Source organism: uncultured Allobosea sp., assembly GCF_945957345.1.
Classification (GTDB): Bacteria; Pseudomonadota; Alphaproteobacteria; order Rhizobiales; family Beijerinckiaceae; genus Allobosea.
Genome location: NZ_CAMFKW010000037.1, coordinates 24,299 through 41,086, shown reverse-complemented (window position 1 = coordinate 41,086; position 16,788 = coordinate 24,299). Strand labels below are relative to the sequence as shown.

Genomic DNA, 16,788 nt, shown 5'->3' with positions numbered 1-16,788 from the left:
TCCTCATCCGATCGGGCGGTTTCCCATTTCCTGACCGCCGGACGTTTCCCCTATGATCATCGCCCAGCTCAGCGACTTCCATGCCCGCCCTCATGGCAACCCCGCCTACGGCATCGTCGAGACCAACCCGGCGATCGACCGCGCCGTGGACGAGATCCTGAAGCTGGAGCCGCAGCCCGATTGCGTGCTGGTCACCGGAGACCTCTCCGATTGCGGGCTGCCGGAGGAATACGGCATCGTTCGCGCCGCGCTGCGACGTCTGCCGATGCCGGTCTATGTCATCCCCGGCAATCACGACCGCCGCGACAGCTTCGCCGCGGATTTGCGTCCCGATCACCCCTATCTGCCGCAGACGGGCTTCCTGCACTACGTCATCGACGATTTCCCGGTCCGGCTGATCGGTCTCGACACCGTCGTCGCGGGCGAGGATGGCGGCGAGATCTGTGCCACCCGCGAAGCCTGGCTCGCCGAGCAGCTCGCGCGGGGGCAAGGCAAGCCGACGGTGATCTTCATGCACCATCCGCCCTTCCCGGTTGGCGTCGACGGCATGGACATCATGCCCTGCAAGGTCTCGCCGGGCTTCGCTCGCCTGATCGCGGATCATCCCGAAATCGAGCGCGTGCTCTGCGGCCACTACCACCGCCCGATCCAGCTGCGCTTCGCGGGCACCATCGGCTATGTCGTGCCGGGCACGGCCCATCAGGTCGCGCTCGACCTCAGGCCCGGCACGGAGAACAGGTTCGTCATGGAACCGCCGGCTCTGGCGCTCCATGTCTGGAAGCCCGGCATCGGCCTGATCAGCCATCTCCAGCCGATCGGCGACTATGGACCACGCCGGGATTTCGTGCTCGATCCCGCCTATCCCGGAAAGCCGCAAACGGTGCCCGCTCAATGACCGAACCACGCCTTCTCGCCCTGCTCGATCAAGCCGACGCCCTTGCTCGCCAGGCGGGCGAGATGCTGGTGCGGATGCAGGGCGCCGAGCTCGGCGTCACCCGCAAGGAGCTGAACGACGTGGTCACGGCGGCCGACCTTGCCTCCGAACGCCTCGTCATCGACGGTTTGCGCACCTTGACCCCGGAGGCTGCAATCCTCTCGGAAGAGGCCGGCTTCAGCGGCTCGGAACAAGCCCCACGCTGGATCATCGATCCGCTCGACGGCACGGTGAACTACGCATCCGGCCTGCCCTGGTTTTCCGTAACCCTGGCCTATCAGGAACAGGGCCGCACCGTGCTCGGCCTGACCCACGCGCCGCTCGCCGGGCTCTCGGCGCATTTCGCGGACGGTGGCATCGCGACGGTCGACGGCCGGCCGGCGCGCGTCTCCGCCACAAAGCGCCTCAGCGACGCCACCGTCTCGATCTGCCTGACCTCGCACTACACCGCCGAGGAGGCGAACCGGACGAGCGACGTCATCCGCCGGCTCGCCGGCCTGTGCCGCGGCGTGCGGGTGATCGTCTCCGGCGGGCTGGAAATGTCGCTCGTGGCGGCCGGCCGGCTCGACGCCTTCATCGGCCTCAAGGCCGATATCGTCTCCCACGCCGCCGCGATGCCGCTGGTCCGGGCGGCCGGCGGCAAGGTGACGACGGTCGACGGCCGCGATTCGCGCGACGAGGACCTGGAGAAGGTCGTCACCAACGGCCTGATCCATGACGAGTTGCTGCAGGCGATCCGCAGCGTCTGAGACGCCGCTGTCAGGCTGACGCCGGGCTCTCCAGCACGGCGGCTGCCGCATCCTCGTCCGTGATCAGCACCGAAGCCAGCTTGCCGCGCAGCGTCGCCGCGATGACCTCGGCCTTGTATGCTCCGCCGGAAGCAAGGATCACGGTCGGGATCCGGCGCAAGGCGTCGAGCGGCAGCGCGATGGCGCGGCGGTTGATCGGATGCGCGATCGCCTGGCCGTTGCGGTCGATGAACTGGCCGAGCATGTCACCGACCGCGCCGGCTTCCGCCAGTTCCGCTACGCGGACATCGCCCGGCAGCCCGTAACGCACCAGCAGCGAGCGCTCGCTCAGATCGCCTGCGCTGAGGATGGCGACATCCGTCGCCCGGATGCGGTCGAAGGCCGCCTCGAACACGTCCTGCGCCAGGATCGTGTCGCGGGATTGCGGGGTCCCGGCATAGATCGGCGCCGCCAGATAATGGCACTCCGCCTGCCAGAGTCGCGCGAGATGGCTGGCGATCTCGAAAGTGTTGATCTCGATGCCGTAGGTCAGCCCACCCATCATCGAGGTCACCGCAAGCTCGCGATACTGTCCGGCGCGGACATGGCGGATGGTTTCCCGGAGCGTGCCGCCCCAGCCGACACCGAAGATGCCCGACGGTTTCTCCTCGATGATCCGCGAGATGAAGTCGCCGGCCGCCTTGCCGATCTGGGCGGCGATCTGACCGGGATCGGCGGGGCTCGGCACGACGATCGCATCCTTCAGACCGAACTGCGCCATCAGCGCACGCTCCAGCCGGACACAGCTTTCCAGCCGGGAATTGATGGTGATGTTGACCAGCCCGCTGCTGCGCGCCTCGACCAGCAGCCGGTTGACGCGCAGCCGTGTCATCTTCAGCCGGTCCGCGATCTCCGCCTGGGTCAGCCCTTCCAGATAGTAGAGCCAGGCGGCTCGAACTTGCGTCTGCGATTCCTCCGGCATGGCGGCATCCTGATGCGGTCGGCTCCGCCTGCGGCGGGCGCGGCGGCATGAGGCGGGTCTTCGAAGCTGGCTTACAGTGCTTTCGCGCTGTCCGGCAATGCGGTGGCGCGAACGGCTTCATGCTTGACGCAAACCAATGTAAATCTAAAAATACATCTGCATAAGATCTTCCGTAAAGCGAGTGGCGACCTCCATGTCCCGTGCCGTTTTCCTCCACGCCGCAGGCGATGCGCGCCTCGCGCCGTTCAATCTCCGCGAGGGAGCGGCGGGGGAAACCTTGCTCGATGTCGCCGCCGTCGGTCTCTGCGGCAGCGACCTGCACTATTACAAGGATGGCGGCATCGGCTCTGCGGTGATCGCGACGCCCTTCGTGCCCGGCCACGAGTTCAGCGGCTGGCTGACCGAGGATCTGCCCGAGCTCGGCCTGGCACGCGGCGCGCTGGTCGCCGTCGATCCCAATCAGGCCTGCGGCCAGTGCGAGCATTGCCGGAGCGGCCATCCCAATCTCTGTCCCGAAGTCGTCTTCATCGGGGCTCCTCCGCATGACGGGGCGATGACGGAACGGATCTGGGTACCGAAATCGCAGGTCATCGCGGTGCCCGAAACCTTCTCTCCGAGCGAGGCGGTGATGCTCGAACCGCTCGGCGTCGCGATCCATGCGGTGGATCTGGCCAAGCCGCGCCTGCTCGAACGCGTGGCGCTGATCGGCTGCGGCCCGATCGGCCTGCTGATCCTCCAGGTCCTGCGCACGGCCGGCGTCGGCGAGATCCTCGCCTGCGATCCGCAACCGCATCGGCGCGAGCTCGCGTTGAAGCTCGGCGCGAGCAAGGCCGGCCCCGGCGTCGCCGAGATCGCCGAATGGACGAAGGGCGAAGGCATGCCGCTGGTGATCGAGGCGACCAACGCACCCGAGGGCTTCCGCGACGCCATCCGCGCCGCCCGCATCGGCGGCCGCGTCGTGCTGGTCGGCATCCCCGATGGCGACAGCTATGTGATCCCGGCTGCGGAAGCCCGCAGGCGCGGCCTCAACATCAAGTTCTCGCGCCGGATGGGCCATGTCTATCCACGCGCCATCGAACTGGTCGCGCTCGGCAAGGTCGATGTCGAGGCCGTGGTCAGCCATCGCTTCCCGCTCGCCGAGGGGCCAGCCGCCTTCCGCCGGCACGCCAGCAATGAAGACGGCATGGTCAAGAGCATGATCTATCCGGGCGGCGTGCCCCAGGGCCATCGCTGAACCCGCGCACCGCTGCCCCCGCGCCAAAGGCCCCTGATGTGACCTATATCGGCATCGATCTCGGAACATCGTCGATCAAGGCCGTGCTGGTCGATGATCGGCAGCGCGTGCTCGCCACGACGGCGCGGGAACTGGCCGTGGCACGCCCCGCTCCGCTCTGGTCGGAGCAGGCCCCGGCAGACTGGATCACCGCCACGCTGGAGGTATTGCGCAGCCTGAGAGCGACGGCCCCGCAGGACTTCCGCCGTTGCGCCGGAATCGGCCTTTCCGGGCAGATGCATGGCGCGGTCTTGCTGGATGAACGCGATCAGCCGTTGCGTCCCTGCATCCTCTGGAACGACGGACGCGCGGCAGCGGAATGCGCCGAATTCGAGGCAGCCGAACCCCAGTCGCGCGCCATCACCGGCAATATCGCCATGCCCGGCTTTACCGCGCCGAAGCTGCTCTGGGTGCGCAAGCACGAACCCGACATATTCGGGCGCACCCGCAAGGTGCTGCTGCCGAAGGCCTATCTGCGGCTCGTCCTGACCGGCGAGGCGATCGAGGAGATGTCCGACGCCTCCGGCACGCTCTGGCTCGATACCGGCCGTCGCGATTGGTCGGACACGATGCTGGCCACGACCGGCCTCGATCGCAGCCACATGCCCGCTCTCGTCGAAGGCTCGCAGGCCGCCGGCCGCATGCGCCCCGAGCTCGCCCGCGAACTCGGCTTCGACACCCCGCCCCTCTTCGCCGGCGGGGCGGGCGACAATGCCGCCGGGGCGGTCGGGCTGGGTGCCGTAGCGCCGGGATCGAGCTTCCTGTCGCTGGGAACGTCCGGAGTGCTATGGCGAACCACGGCGGGCTTCGAACCACGAGCCGGCAGTGCAGTCCATGCCTTCTGCCACGCCTTGCCGGAGCGCTGGCACCAGATGTCGGTCCATCTTTCGGCTGCCGCGAGCCTGAACTGGTGGGCCGCGATTTCCGGGCGATCCGAAGCGGCGCTGTTGAGCGAACTCGGCGCACGCGCCGAACAGCCGTCGCCGGTGCTATTCACGCCCTATCTGTCGGGAGAGCGCACGCCGCATAACGATCCGCAATTGCGCGGCGGCTTCACCGGGCTCGGCCACGAAACCGATCGCCCGGCGATGACCCAGGCGGTGCTGGAAGGCGTCGCCTTCGCCTTCCGGGACGGCAAGAATGCGCTGGAAACCGAAGGCGAACCCATTCGCGAGGCCATGGCCATCGGCGGCGGCGCGCGCTCCGATACATGGCTGTCGATCCTCGCCGATGTGCTCGATCTGCCGCTCAGCCGCTATCGTCAGGCCGAGGCCGGCGCCGCTTTCGGGGCCGCGCGCCTCGCGCGTCTGGCCTGCACCGGGGAGGAACCGGACGCCGTCTGCACGCCGCCTTCGGGCGAGGTCGACATTTTCACGCCGCACCCAACGAGGGTCGCGGCCTATGCCCAGCGATACGCGCTCTGGCGGCGCGTTGCGGAGATCAGCCCCCCACTGCGCTGACCGGGTTCGAGTTTGACAGATGATCGAACGAATGCTCTTCATGCGAGCATCCGTTCAATCAACTATTGCCCGATGCCCTCTCCATACCAGCCTTTCGACCTCGTCATTCTCGATTGCGACGGCGTGCTCGTCGACAGCGAAACCATCAGCTGCCGGACGCTCGTCGATATTCTCTCGCCTTTCGACCCGAGCCATGATCTGGAAACCGTCATGCGCCGCTATCTCGGGCGGCCGGCCAGCGCAGTCATCGAGGATTACGAGAGAATGACCGGCCGCCCGGCCTCGGCTGACTTTACGCGGGACTGGCGGACGCAACTCTTCGCTGCCTTCCAGCAGGATCTCCAGCCCGTCGAAGGTGTTCGCGCGGGCGTCGAAGGCCTCTGCAGCGACTATTGCGTAGCTTCGTCGAGCGACGAGGAGCGCATCGAGACCTGCCTGCGCAAGACGGGGCTATGGGACCTGTTCGAGGGCCGGATCTTCAGCACGACGCGCGTCAAGCGCGGCAAGCCCGCCCCGGACCTCTTCCTGCTGGCAGCCGGCGAGCGTGGCGTAACGCCCGAGCGTTGCCTGGTGATCGAGGACAGCGTTAGCGGCGTCACGGCGGCAAAGGCCGCCGGCATGACAGCCTATGGCCTCGCCGCCGGCAGCCACTTCGCCGTGCTCGACCAGCGACAGGCCCTTCTGGCGGCCGGCGCCGATCGCCTCCTCGAATCCTGGCAAGAGCTTTCGCTTGCGCCAGCGCCCAATTGAGACCGCGATGGCCGAGAACGACAGCACCCGCCTCGAAGATGCCGCCCGCGCCGGCTGGCTCTACTACATCGCCGGCCGTACCCAGGACGATATCGCGCAGATCCTGAACATCTCCCGCCCCGCCGCGCAGCGCCTCGTCTCGCTCTGCCGCAGCGAAGGCCTGATCAGCTTCCGGATGAACCATCCGATCAGCGCCTGCATGGACCTGGCCGCGAGGCTGCGCGACCGTTTCGAGCTGCTGCATTGCGACGTCGCCCCGTCCGACGGCTCGCCGGAAACCGGCGCCGCCGGCGTCGCCGCGCTCGGCGGCGTCCTGATCGAGCGCTGGCTGCGCTCGCGCAAATCGCTGGTCATGGCGCTCGGCACCGGCCGCTCGATGCGGGCCAGCATCGAGCGGGTCCCGCCGATGTCCTGCCCCTTGCACCGGCTGGTCTCGCTGGTCGGCACCATCTCGCCGGACGGCTCGGCCAGCCCCTTCGACACGCTGGTCAAGCTCGCCGAGATCACCAAGGCGCAGCATTTCCCGATGCCGCTGCCGCTTTATGTGTCCAGCCCGGAAGAGCGCGCACAGCTCGTCGAGATCGAGTCGATCCGCCGTATCCGTGCCATCGCCGGCGAAGCCGACCTCTGGGTCATGGGCATCAGCCAGATCGGCGAGGATGCCGTGCTCTACCGCGACGGCTTCATGACCCGCGGCGAACTCCTGGAAATGGTCCGCCATGGCGCTGTCGGCGAGGTAACCGGCTGGGTCTTCGATGCCGAAGGCCGCTTCCTCGACCGCGGCACCAACCTGCGCGTGACCAGCATGCCGCCGGAGCCCGGGAGCTCGCGCCTCCGGATTTGCATCGGCCAGGGCCCAGCCAAGGTCGCACCGCTGCGCGCAGCGCTCGCCGGCAAGATCGTCAACGGCCTCGTCACCGACGAAGACACCGCCCGCGCCCTGCTCGCAGCCTGACGCCCCACCTCCCAGCTTGTCGATTGCCCGCCTGTGCAAGCGATTGCGCGCGACTGTCATCCCTTCGTCGCCGACGGTTGACATAAGAAGCGAGTATGCGAGCATATGCTTCAACAAAGAGCATATGCTCACATAAGACTGACACGGGAGGCTTGGGATGCGACCTTTCTATGGCGTGTTGGCAGGTGCGGGCGCTTTGCTGCTTGCGGGGATGTCGACCGTACAAGCGGCGACCGAAATCGAGTTCTGGCACGCGATGAGCGGCGCGCTCGGCGAGCGCGTCGAAGAACTGGTCAAGAAGTTCAACGACTCGCAGAAGGACTATGTCGTCAAGGCGATCGCCAAGGGCACCTATGACGAGGTCCTGAACGGCACGATCGCGGCCTATCGGGCCAAGCGCCAGCCCGAGATCGTCCAGTCGAACGAGCGCTCCTTCCTGACCATGGTCAATTCGGGCGCCATCCTCCCGACCAGCGAATTGATGGCGCAACAAGGCCATCCGGTCGACACCGCGAAATTCATCGCCCCGGTCGTGAGCTATTATGCGATCGGCGACAAGCTGCAGGCGATGCCGTTCAACTCGTCGACGCCGATCCTGTTCTACAACCGCGACCACTTCAAAGCCGCCGGCTTCGACAAGCCTGGCGCGACCTGGCAGGAGCTTGAGCCGCAGCTCGACGCGATCAAGGCCAAGGGCGTCTCGAAATGCGCGATGGTGCTTCCCGGCGACTACGAGTGGAGCTTCCTCGAAAACTACAGCGCCGTGAACGACATCCCGTATGCGACCAAGCGCAACGGCATGGACGGCCTCGATACCAATTTCGTCTTCAACAAGGGCAAGCTCGTCGGCCAGGTCGAGCGCATGAAGCGCCTGATCGGCTCCGGCGTGATGCAGATCGCCGGCCAGGGCATCATCCCGATCCAGCTCTTCACCTCGGGCGAATGCTCGACCATCATCGCCTCGACCGCCTCGCATGCCGCTGTCGTCGCCGCCGCGAAATTCGACTGGAGCGCCGCCGAACTGCCCTATGAGCAGGGCGTAACGCCGAAGAACAGCGTCATCGGCGGCGCCGCTCTCTGGACCCTGAAGGGCCATACGCCGGAGAAGTACAAAGCCGTCGCCGCCTTCTACGACTTCCTCGCCAAGACAGACACGCAGGTCTGGTGGCATCAGGCGACGGGCTATGTCCCGGTCACGACCGCGGCCTATGACGCCGCCAAGGCTCAGGGCTACTACCAGAAGAACCCGACCCGCGAGATTGCCGTGGTGCAATTGATGCGCGGCACGCCCAGCGACAATTCCTTGGGCTTCCGTATCGGCAACAGCAACCAGATCAATGTCGCGATCATGGAAGAGGTCTCGGCCGCCTTCCTCGGCAAGAAGCCGGTGCAGCAGGCGCTCGACGATGCGGTTTCCCGCGGCAACGAGTCGCTGCGCCGCTACGAGCAGCTCAATGCTGGCAAGAAATAAGCCGGCTGGCCTTTCGGCAGTGGCTGGCGGAGGCGGTCTGCGCCTCCCCTCGCCGCTGCGGCACCTTTTCGTGAAGGGTGCTGGCGACGGCCAGTCGGAAAGCGGGCTGAAGCGGGCGCATTTCAAGGAATGGCGCCTGCCCTTCTGGCTGCTCGCGCCGCAACTCTTCATCCTGCTGTTGTTCTTCTTCATCCCTTCGATCAGGGCGCTGATCCAGGCCTTCCAGCTCACGGACCCGTTCGGCGCGACGACCCAATGGGTCGGCTTCCAGAATTTCGAGCGGCTGTTCCGCAGCAATGTCTACTGGTCCTCGGCCCAGGTGACGCTGATCTTCACCCTCGCCCAGAACGCACTGACCCTGTCGCTCGCGTTGCTGCTCGCCTTCGCCTCGAACCATATCCTGCGCGGCCGCGGCGCCTACCGCACGGTCCTGCTGCTGCCCTATGCCATCGCGCCCGCGATCGCCGGCATCATGCTCGCCTTCCTGTTCAATCCCCGCGTCGGCCCGGTCGCCCATATGCTTCAGGGCGTGGGGCTGGACTGGGACCCGAACCGCAATTCCTGGCATGCACTTGCGCTGGTGGTGATGGCCGCCTCGTGGAAGCACATCTGCTACAACTACATCTTCCTGGTCGCCGCCCTGATGTCGGTGCCCCAGTCGATCCTCGAATCCGCCTATCTGGATGGCGCCGGGCCGATCCAGCGCTTCCTGCGCATCTCGCTGCCGATGATCGCGCCGACGCTGTTCTTCCTGATCGTGATCAACTTCGTCTACGGGCTGTTCGAGACCTTCGCCATCGTCGACGCCACAACGCGCGGCGGCCCGGCCGGCGCCACCTCGATCCTCGTCTACAAGGTCTATCAGGACGGCTTCGTCACGCTCGATCTCGGCTCTTCGGCTGCGCAATCCGTCGTGCTGATGGCGCTCGCGCTGTTCCTGACCTTCGCGCAGTTCCGCTTCGTGGAGCGCCGCGTGAACTACAGCGTCTAGGCCAGCGATGAACGAGCGCACCCCCGTCATCGACGCCCTCTGTCACCTCATCCTGCTGGTGGGCGCGGCGCTCGTCTGCCTACCCATCTATTTCGTCTTCGTCACCGGCTCGCTCACGCAAGCCGAGATCATGCGCGTGCCGATGTCCTGGCTGCCGGGCAGCCAGTTCCTGGCGAATATGCAGACCGTGCTGAGCAGCGCCAATTTCGGCCGGCTCCTGATCAACTCCTTCATCATCGCCACCGGCATCACCGTCGGAAAGCTCGCTGTTTCCGTGATCGCGGCCTTCGCCGTCACCTATTTCCGCTTTCCCTTCCGGATGACGGCCTTCTGGCTGATCTTCATGTCGCTGATGTTGCCGATCGAGGTGCGCATCGTCCCGACCTACGAATCCGCAGCGAATGTCGCCCTGCCACTCAACTCCCTCGGCTCCTGGCTGGGCATCCAGGCGCTGGTCGACCTCGACTGGAATCTGGTCAACACCTATTCCGGCCTGATCCTGCCATTGATCGCCTCGGCGACCGCGACCTTCCTGTTCCGCCAGTTCTTCCTGACCGTTCCCGACGAGCTCTGCGAGGCGGCCCGCATCGACGGCGCCACGCCCTGGCAGTTCTTCCGCCTGATCCTGCTGCCGCTCTCGCGCTCGAACATCGTGGCGCTGGCGATCATCCTCTTCCTGATGGGCTGGAACCAGTATCTCTGGCCGCTCTTGCTCACCACCGAGCCCGCCATGGCCAATGCCGTGATCGGCCTGAAGAAGCTGATGCCGCAAGGCGACTCACTGCCGACCTGGCATCTCCTGATGAACGCGGCCTTCCTGACGATGCTGCCGCCGACCCTCGTCATCCTCATCCTCCAGCGCTGGTTCGTGAAGGGGCTGGTGGATAGCGGCAAATAACCCGTCCACGGGCAAGCAGGGCTTTTCGACATGCGGATCATCGGTCATCGTGGCGCGCGCAATATCTGGGCGGAGAACAGCCTGAGCGGCTTCCGCAACGTCTGCGGCCTGGGCGTCGACGCCGTCGAACTCGACGTGCATCTCTCCAGCGACGACGAGATCATGGTGATCCACGATCCGCTGCTCGACCGCACCACCGATCACAAGGGGCCGGTCGCGCATCTCTCGCGCGCAGCGCTCGCCAAGGTGACGCTCGACGATACGCTGGGCGAGACCATCCCGACCCTGCCGGAGGTGCTCGACGTCTTCGGCCCGACCGGGATCGAGCTCGAGATCGAGATGAAGATGGATGCCTATGGCAATCCCTATCCCGGCCTGCTCGACAAGGTCCTCGCGCTGGTCGAGGCCCGCAAGATGGCTTCGCGCGTCGTGCTGACCTGCTTCGTGCCGGAGGTGATCGAGGAGATCCGGGCGAAGGCGCCGCATATGCGCCGGCTCGCCTCGGTCGACCGCCGCTCCTGCGAGGCCTTCGGCGGCGTCGACCGGACCTTGCAGCGCTTCGTCGATCTCGGCTGCATCATCGCCGTCGAGCAGTCGCTGCTGCGGCTCTGCCTCGATCGCGCGATCAGCATCGTCGGGCGCGACAGGCTCGGCGCCTGGGTGCCCAACACGGTGCGCGAGCTCGATTTCTGGCTCGGCCAGCCGATCGCGCAGATCACCAGCGACCGGCCCGACCTCGCCTTGATGCTGCGCGCCGCACGGCAGGGCTGAGCGATGGCGGTGCGCCTCTCCCGCGCGACGCTCGGGCAACTCAGTCCGTCGGTCCGCGTTCCCGGCTATCGCGCGGAAGAGCTGAGCCCCGGCATCGTCCATATCGGCGTCGGTAATTTCCACCGCGCGCATCAGGCCGCCTATCTCGACGAATTGTTCGAGCGCGGGCGCGATCACGACTGGGCGATCGTCGGCACCGGCGTACGCGACAGCGACGCCGAGATGGGCCGCGACCTCGCCGCGCAGGACTTCCTGACGACAGTGGTGACGCAGGAGGCCGGGCGCTCGCAAGCGCGCGTTACCGGCGCGATGATCGATTTCGTCGCGCCAGGTGATACAGGCCAGATCATCGAGCGCCTCGTCGATCCCCGCACGCGGATCGTCTCGCTGACCGTCACCGAGGGCGGCTACTACATCGATCCGGCGACGCAAGCCTTCGATCCCGGCCACCCCGATATCGTCGCCGATGCTGCCGATCGTCTGGCATCTCCCAACACTGCCTTTGGCCTGATCGCAGCCGGCCTTCTGAAAAGGCGCGCGGCCGGCCTGCCGCCCTTCACGGTGATGTCCTGCGACAACCTGCCCGGCAACGGCCATGTCACGGCGGATGCCGTCACCGGGCTCGTCGACCTGATCGACCGAGACGACGCACGCTGGATCCGCGAAAGCGTCGCCTTTCCCAATGGCATGGTCGACCGCATCACGCCGGCGACGTCCGACCGCGAACGCCAGGCACTGCGCGACGACTTCGGCGTCGAGGACAGCCGCCCGGTCTTCTGCGAGGATTTCCGGCAATGGGTGCTGGAGGATCATTTCCCGGCCGGCCGGCCGCGCCTTGAAGAAGTGGGCGTGCAGTTCGTCGCCGATGTCGCGCCGTTCGAGCTGATGAAGATCCGCATCCTCAATGGCGGCCACGCGGCGATCGCCTATCCTGCCGGCCTGCTCGACATCCATTTCGTCCATGAGGCGATGCAGGATGCCCGGATCGCCGGCTTCCTCTCAGCGCTGCTCGACGACGAGGTCATCCCGGTTGTCCCGCCGGTCCCCGATACCGATCTCGTCGCCTACAAGCACACCATCGAGCGGCGCTTCGCCAATCCCAAGATCGGCGATACGATCCGCCGGCTCTGCCTCGACGGCTCGAACCGCCAGCCGAAATTCATCCTGCCGACCCTGCGCGATGCCTTGCAGGCAGGACGGCCCATCGACGGCCTCGCGCTGGTGAGCGCCCTCTGGTGCCGCTACTGCTACGGCGAAACGGAGAGCGGGCAGCCGATCGCGCCGAACGATCCGAGCTGGCCGCGTCTCACCGCGCAGGCACAGCAGGCCCGATCCGCGCCGGAGATTTGGCTGCAGATGCGGGATATCTATGGAAATCTGGCGGATGATCCGCGCTTCCGGGAGGCGTTCGGCCGAGCACTGCGGAGAATCTGGCAATCCGGAACCCGCGCTTGCATCGATGCCTATCTCGCATCGCGCGTTTCCGCCTAGCGGCAGAGCAAGCCGCTGAGACGCTTCGGATCACGCGGCCGGGCTTCGCTGGATCCCGAAAATCCTGATCGGCGCCTGCATGTATTCCGCTGCTTCCGCACGCCCGTGCAGGCGCAAAAGCGTCTCCATGCCGTCGACGACCTGGCCGAAAGCGGCGAAGCCGGCGCCGTCGGGGTTCCGTCGCCCGCCTTCATCGAGTTCGGGCTGATCCCCAATGCAGATGAAGAAGCCATGTCCGCCGCTTCCAGGGGCCTTTCGGGCCAATGACAACGTGCCGTTGCGGTGCCGCAGGCCGCTCGACGATGTCGGCTCATGGGGCACGGGAGGCAGCGGTGGCGCCCGCTCCTCACCCGGCCCGGGCGAGCCGAACTGGATCACCTCGATCGGATGCAGCGTGCCAGCGGTCTGGTTGGCGAGCGTCACGATCCTGTAGATCGTCGCAGCCCGAAGATGGCCGCCATCGACATAGGCCAGAAAGTTCGCAGCCGTGAGAGGCGCGCGCGCCTCATCGATGCCGAGCACCAGGCGGCCTTCCTCGGTATCGAGCGTGACCAGCGTCAAGCCATCAGCCTTCATCGTCATCTCCCTCCAGGCGCCGCCGCCAGCGAATCCCCGACACTTGAAATCGGAACAATTAAAGTATCTCGTGTCCCTGCCGGCCCGCCACACGGCCTGGTAGAATCGGTTCGTCAACCAGCGGAGGACCCGGCATGAAGATGGGCCTGTCCCGCAGAAATTTCCTCAAAGCAGGTGCTGCCGGCGTCGCCATCAAGGTCTCGCTGCTGCCTTCCCCCACGCAGGCCGAACTGATCCAGACGCCACCGCGTCCCGGCGCCGACTGGCTGGCGGCTGGCGGCAAGCCGAAATACCGCCTCGACGCGATCGCCAAGGTGACCGGTGGCAAGACCTTCTCGCGCGACTACCGCGCTCGAGACCTCGAAGGCTGGCCGAAGGAACAGGCCCATGCCTTCACGCTCAAGGCGACGCGGGTCGACCGCGTCTTCGACAGCGTCGATCTCAGCTTGCTCGGCGACGATCTGAAGCCCGACCGATTGGTGCTGCACGAGGATCTCGTCGCCGACGGCATCACGCTGCCCTCTCCCTGGCCGGGCTTCTATGGCGATGTCTTCTTCGTACCGAAGGGGCAGACGGCGCGGCTGCTCGGCCAGCCCGTCGCCATGCTGATCTATCACGACTTCGCCCGCTACGACGCCGCCAAGCGCAAGCTGCGCTTCAACGACAAGGCCGTGCGCTACGGCCCGGAAGGCCCCTCGACCACGCCGGGGCCCTATGGCGCAGCGCGCTATGTCCGCATCGACGGCGGCAGTCCCGACGCCGAAGACCGCTACTCCTCGCTGAAGGAGACGACGATCCGCGCCGGCTTCAAGGGCGAGGAGCCGCAATGGCCGGCCGCCGGCGACGGCGACGCGATGGCGCGCGGCATGGCGGCCGCCGCCGAGATCGAGCGCGAGATAGCGGCAGCCGGTGACGACGCGTTGGTACTGCGCCGCTCCTTCGCCACCCAGTCGGCCGATGCCTCGGCCATGGAGGCCGATAACGGCAATGTCTGGTACGACCGTGCCAGCGGCCTGCTGCACGCGCTGATCGCCACCCAGTCGCCCTATGAGGTGGCGGAAGCGACGGCGCATATGGTCTCGAAGTCGAAACTCCCGCTGAACAGCGTCGATCTCAAGATCGGCTATACCGTCGGCTACGGCACCAAGGACCACGCGATCTTTCCGTATTACTGCGTGCTCGCCGGGCTATATGGCGACGGGCGCCCGGTCAGGCTCGCCAATGACCGGTTCGAGCAGTTCCAGACCGCGCTGAAGCGCCATGCCTTCCAGATGGAGAAGGTCATGGTCATCGACCGCAAGACCGGCCGGTTCCGGGCGATGACCGGGCGCTATCGCACCGATGGCGGCGGGCGCGAGAATTTCTCGGTCTCGGTCGGCACGGTCGGGGCGACGGCGGCGCAATCGATCTACTATCTGCCGAAGAGCGATTTCTCGGCGGTGATCCTGTCGTCGCGCGCAGTCGATGCCGGCTCCATGCGCGGCTACGGCACGCTGCAGACCATGGCAGCGACCGAGATGATGGTCGACGAGGCGGCCGAGGCGCTCGGCCTCGATCCCATGGAGTTCCGGCGGCGCAACGCCCTGAAATCGGGGATGAAGAACTCGCAAGGGGCGATCCCCTCCGGCGCCATGCGCCACGGCGAGATCCTCGACCGGGCGCAGAAGCATCCGCTCTGGGCGAACAGGCAGAAGCGCAAAGCCGAATTCGAGGCGGCCAATCCCGGCAAGAAATACGGCGTCGGCTACGGGCATGTGCACAAGGATTACGGCACCGGCGCGGAGTCGGCGCTCTGCGCCATCGAATTCGATGCTGCCGGGCGGTTGAAGCTCTCCCATGTCGCGCATGAGATCGGCACGGGCGCGACGACCTCGCAGGCGGTGATGGCTGCCGGCATCCTCGGCCGCCAGCCCGACGAGACCGAGTTCGGTCGGGTGCGCTGGCCGCAGATGCCGCTGGAGACCACCGACGAGCCCTACACGCTGTCGCAGGAGGAAGAGGACAAGCGCAAGGCCAATCCGCGCTGGACGCCGAGCTTCACCTCGCCGATGAGCGCCTCGAACAGCGTCTATTATCTCGGCCATGCGACGCGCGAAGCAGCCAAGGCGCTGGTCGAGCTCGCGATCTGGCCGGCGGCGCGCTCGCTCTGGTCGCGCGGCATCGGCGGCGGTCAGATGGCGCCGGAAGCGGTGCGTCGCGAGGATCTGCGCGTCGTTGGTGGCCGCGTCACGGCTGCCGCCATGCAGCCGCTCGCCTTCGCGGAGATCGCAGCCGAAGCGCACCGGCTCGGCCTCGTCACCGGCGTCACCGTGCACAGCTTCAACCGCTGGCAATGGGCGGAAGCCGAGTTCGATCTGCCCGATACGGGACAGTGGCGCTTCGCCATCGATGCGCTCGCGGTGAAATATGGCGAGGGCGCGCCGGCTTCCCGCAAGGAGCTGATGACGCTCGAAGGCTGGCATTTCGTCGAGCGCGCATCCGTCTTCTACCCGCCCGCCCAGCGCAACAATGCCGGCGTCACCTATTACGCGCCGATGGCGACGCTGGCCGAGATCGCGGTCGATACCGGCAGCGGCGAGATCAGCCTGCTCTCGCACCACTCCATCCTCGAATGCGGCAACCAGATCGTGCCGGAGCTGGTCTCCGGCCAGATCCAGGGCGGCATCGCCATGGGCATCGGCCACGCGCTGAAGGAATATCTGCCGCTGCACGAGGACGGCCCCGGCGACGGCACCTGGAACTGGAACCGCTACGAATTGCCGGTCTCGAAGGACGTCGCGGTCTGGTCGCAGACATCGGAGGTATTGCCGCCGCTCTCCGACACCGATCCGCCCAAGGGCATGGCCGAGGTGGTGATGATCGCCGTGGTGCCGGCGCTCGCGAATGCCGTCGCCCATGCCATCGGCAAGCGCTTCTACAGCCTGCCGATCACCTCCGAGAAGATCCGGGAGGCACTGGCATGACCATCGTGACCAAGCCGCTCTCCCTGACTATCAACGACAAGGCCGTCGGCCCGATCGACGTGCCCGAGGCGATGATGATGCAGGATTTCCTGTACGAATATCTCGATCTCACCGGCTCGCGCATGGGCTGCGGCCAAGGCATCTGCCATGCCTGCACCGTGGTGCTGGAGAAGCCCGACGGCACGCTGGAGGAGATGCGCACCTGCATCACCGGCGCGCATTGGTTCGCCGGCCGCAAGATCCGGACGGTGGAGGGCCATGCCCAGCGCGACGCCAATGGCGCCATCACCGCGCTCTCGCCGGTCCAGCAGGCCTTCATCGAGCATTTCTCCTTCCAGTGCGGCTACTGCACGCCGGGCTTCGTCACTGGCGCGACGGTGCTGCTCGACCAGTTGAAGCGCAATCCGGTGAAGCGCGAGGCGCTGGAGCAGGTGATCAGCGAAGCGCTCGACCGGCATATCTGTCGCTGCACCGGCTATGTCCGCTATTTCGAGGCCGTGCGCGACCTCGCTCTCAAGACACCTGGCTTGGTGAAGGCGTAAGCG

At 66.5% G+C, this 16,788-nt stretch carries 15 protein-coding genes; 13 read left to right on the top strand and 2 right to left on the bottom strand.

Features of this window, described 5'->3' with window-relative positions; genetic code table 11:
• Positions 1-52: 52 nt before the first annotated feature.
• Both Q0Q36_RS17875 and Q0Q36_RS17870 read left to right on the top strand, forming a co-directional pair.
• Positions 53-895 carry a phosphodiesterase gene (locus Q0Q36_RS17875; protein ID WP_293799952.1) on the top strand — a complete coding sequence of 281 codons (843 nt, stop codon included), beginning with the start codon at positions 53-55 and terminating at the stop codon, positions 893-895.
• The gene (locus Q0Q36_RS17870; RefSeq protein ID WP_293799950.1) at positions 892-1,683 is read left to right on the top strand and encodes an inositol monophosphatase; all 792 of its coding nucleotides are present in this window, start codon (positions 892-894) and stop codon (positions 1,681-1,683) included. The genes Q0Q36_RS17875 and Q0Q36_RS17870 overlap by 4 nt, the downstream gene beginning before the upstream one ends.
• Positions 1,684-1,693: 10 nt before the next feature.
• Here the strand turns inward: Q0Q36_RS17870 and Q0Q36_RS17865 are convergent, their stop codons facing one another.
• Complete coding sequence (locus Q0Q36_RS17865; RefSeq protein WP_293799948.1) at positions 1,694-2,644, bottom strand: sugar-binding transcriptional regulator; 951 nt, start codon at positions 2,642-2,644, stop codon at positions 1,694-1,696.
• A 193-nt stretch (positions 2,645-2,837) separates the two neighbouring features.
• Here Q0Q36_RS17865 and Q0Q36_RS17860 point away from each other — a divergent pair, with 193 nt between their 5' ends.
• The 9 genes from Q0Q36_RS17860 (at position 2,838) to Q0Q36_RS17820 (ending at position 12,704) form a co-directional block, all read left to right on the top strand.
• Positions 2,838-3,878, top strand: coding sequence for an alcohol dehydrogenase catalytic domain-containing protein (locus Q0Q36_RS17860; RefSeq protein ID WP_293799946.1), 1,041 nt, complete (start codon positions 2,838-2,840; stop codon positions 3,876-3,878).
• Between the two features lie 38 nt (positions 3,879-3,916).
• Positions 3,917-5,377: a xylulokinase gene (gene xylB, locus Q0Q36_RS17855; protein ID WP_293799944.1), complete on the top strand. Its 1,461-nt coding sequence runs from the start codon at positions 3,917-3,919 to the stop codon at positions 5,375-5,377.
• 72 nt (positions 5,378-5,449) lie between these two features.
• Entirely contained in the window at positions 5,450-6,127 is a 678-nt protein-coding gene (locus Q0Q36_RS17850; RefSeq protein WP_293799942.1) for an HAD family hydrolase, read from the top strand.
• Between the two features lie 7 nt (positions 6,128-6,134).
• The gene (locus Q0Q36_RS17845; RefSeq protein ID WP_293799941.1) at positions 6,135-7,082 is read left to right on the top strand and encodes a sugar-binding transcriptional regulator; all 948 of its coding nucleotides are present in this window, start codon (positions 6,135-6,137) and stop codon (positions 7,080-7,082) included.
• A 157-nt stretch (positions 7,083-7,239) separates the two neighbouring features.
• The gene (locus tag Q0Q36_RS17840; RefSeq protein ID WP_293799939.1) at positions 7,240-8,553 is read left to right on the top strand and encodes an extracellular solute-binding protein; all 1,314 of its coding nucleotides are present in this window, start codon (positions 7,240-7,242) and stop codon (positions 8,551-8,553) included.
• 70 nt (positions 8,554-8,623) lie between these two features.
• Positions 8,624-9,544: an ABC transporter permease subunit gene (locus Q0Q36_RS17835; RefSeq protein WP_293799937.1), complete on the top strand. Its 921-nt coding sequence runs from the start codon at positions 8,624-8,626 to the stop codon at positions 9,542-9,544.
• Between the two features lie 7 nt (positions 9,545-9,551).
• On the top strand, positions 9,552-10,442 hold the full coding sequence (gene ugpE / locus Q0Q36_RS17830) for a sn-glycerol-3-phosphate ABC transporter permease UgpE (RefSeq protein ID WP_293799935.1): 891 nt from the start codon (positions 9,552-9,554) through the stop codon (positions 10,440-10,442).
• Between the two features lie 30 nt (positions 10,443-10,472).
• Positions 10,473-11,213, top strand: coding sequence for a glycerophosphodiester phosphodiesterase family protein (locus Q0Q36_RS17825; RefSeq protein WP_293799933.1), 741 nt, complete (start codon positions 10,473-10,475; stop codon positions 11,211-11,213).
• Positions 11,214-11,216: 3 nt separating this feature from the next.
• On the top strand, positions 11,217-12,704 hold the full coding sequence (locus Q0Q36_RS17820; protein WP_293799931.1) for a mannitol dehydrogenase family protein: 1,488 nt from the start codon (positions 11,217-11,219) through the stop codon (positions 12,702-12,704).
• Positions 12,705-12,734: 30 nt separating this feature from the next.
• Here the strand turns inward: Q0Q36_RS17820 and Q0Q36_RS17815 are convergent, their stop codons facing one another.
• Entirely contained in the window at positions 12,735-13,280 is a 546-nt protein-coding gene (locus Q0Q36_RS17815) for a peptidylprolyl isomerase (RefSeq protein WP_293799929.1), read from the bottom strand.
• Between the two features lie 134 nt (positions 13,281-13,414).
• On the opposite strand from Q0Q36_RS17815, the gene Q0Q36_RS17810 reads away from it, so the two are divergent.
• The gene (locus tag Q0Q36_RS17810) at positions 13,415-16,243 is read left to right on the top strand and encodes a molybdopterin cofactor-binding domain-containing protein (RefSeq protein ID WP_293799927.1); all 2,829 of its coding nucleotides are present in this window, start codon (positions 13,415-13,417) and stop codon (positions 16,241-16,243) included.
• Positions 16,240-16,785, top strand: a complete 546-nt coding sequence (locus tag Q0Q36_RS17805) for a (2Fe-2S)-binding protein (RefSeq protein WP_293799925.1) — start codon at positions 16,240-16,242, stop codon at positions 16,783-16,785. The genes Q0Q36_RS17810 and Q0Q36_RS17805 overlap by 4 nt, the downstream gene beginning before the upstream one ends.
• The last annotated feature ends 3 nt before the right edge of the window (positions 16,786-16,788 follow it).

Excerpts from the sequence above, each read along its gene's own strand:
- Q0Q36_RS17840 (WP_293799939.1), top strand. The coding sequence starts at position 7,240 with ATGCGACCTTTCTATGGCGTGTTGGCAGGTGCGGGCGCTTTGCTGCTT.
- Q0Q36_RS17865 (WP_293799948.1), bottom strand. The coding sequence starts at position 2,644 with ATGCCGGAGGAATCGCAGACGCAAGTTCGAGCCGCCTGGCTCTACTAT.
- Q0Q36_RS17860 (WP_293799946.1), top strand. The coding sequence starts at position 2,838 with ATGTCCCGTGCCGTTTTCCTCCACGCCGCAGGCGATGCGCGCCTCGCG.
- Q0Q36_RS17810 (WP_293799927.1), top strand. The coding sequence starts at position 13,415 with ATGAAGATGGGCCTGTCCCGCAGAAATTTCCTCAAAGCAGGTGCTGCC.
- Q0Q36_RS17820 (WP_293799931.1), top strand. The coding sequence starts at position 11,217 with ATGGCGGTGCGCCTCTCCCGCGCGACGCTCGGGCAACTCAGTCCGTCG.
- Q0Q36_RS17825 (WP_293799933.1), top strand. The coding sequence starts at position 10,473 with ATGCGGATCATCGGTCATCGTGGCGCGCGCAATATCTGGGCGGAGAAC.
- Q0Q36_RS17850 (WP_293799942.1), top strand. The coding sequence starts at position 5,450 with ATGCCCTCTCCATACCAGCCTTTCGACCTCGTCATTCTCGATTGCGAC.
- Q0Q36_RS17805 (WP_293799925.1), top strand. The coding sequence starts at position 16,240 with ATGACCATCGTGACCAAGCCGCTCTCCCTGACTATCAACGACAAGGCC.
- Q0Q36_RS17870 (WP_293799950.1), top strand. The coding sequence starts at position 892 with ATGACCGAACCACGCCTTCTCGCCCTGCTCGATCAAGCCGACGCCCTT.
- Q0Q36_RS17875 (WP_293799952.1), top strand. The coding sequence starts at position 53 with ATGATCATCGCCCAGCTCAGCGACTTCCATGCCCGCCCTCATGGCAAC.
- ugpE (WP_293799935.1), top strand. The coding sequence starts at position 9,552 with ATGAACGAGCGCACCCCCGTCATCGACGCCCTCTGTCACCTCATCCTG.
- Q0Q36_RS17845 (WP_293799941.1), top strand. The coding sequence starts at position 6,135 with ATGGCCGAGAACGACAGCACCCGCCTCGAAGATGCCGCCCGCGCCGGC.
- Q0Q36_RS17815 (WP_293799929.1), bottom strand. The coding sequence starts at position 13,280 with ATGAAGGCTGATGGCTTGACGCTGGTCACGCTCGATACCGAGGAAGGC.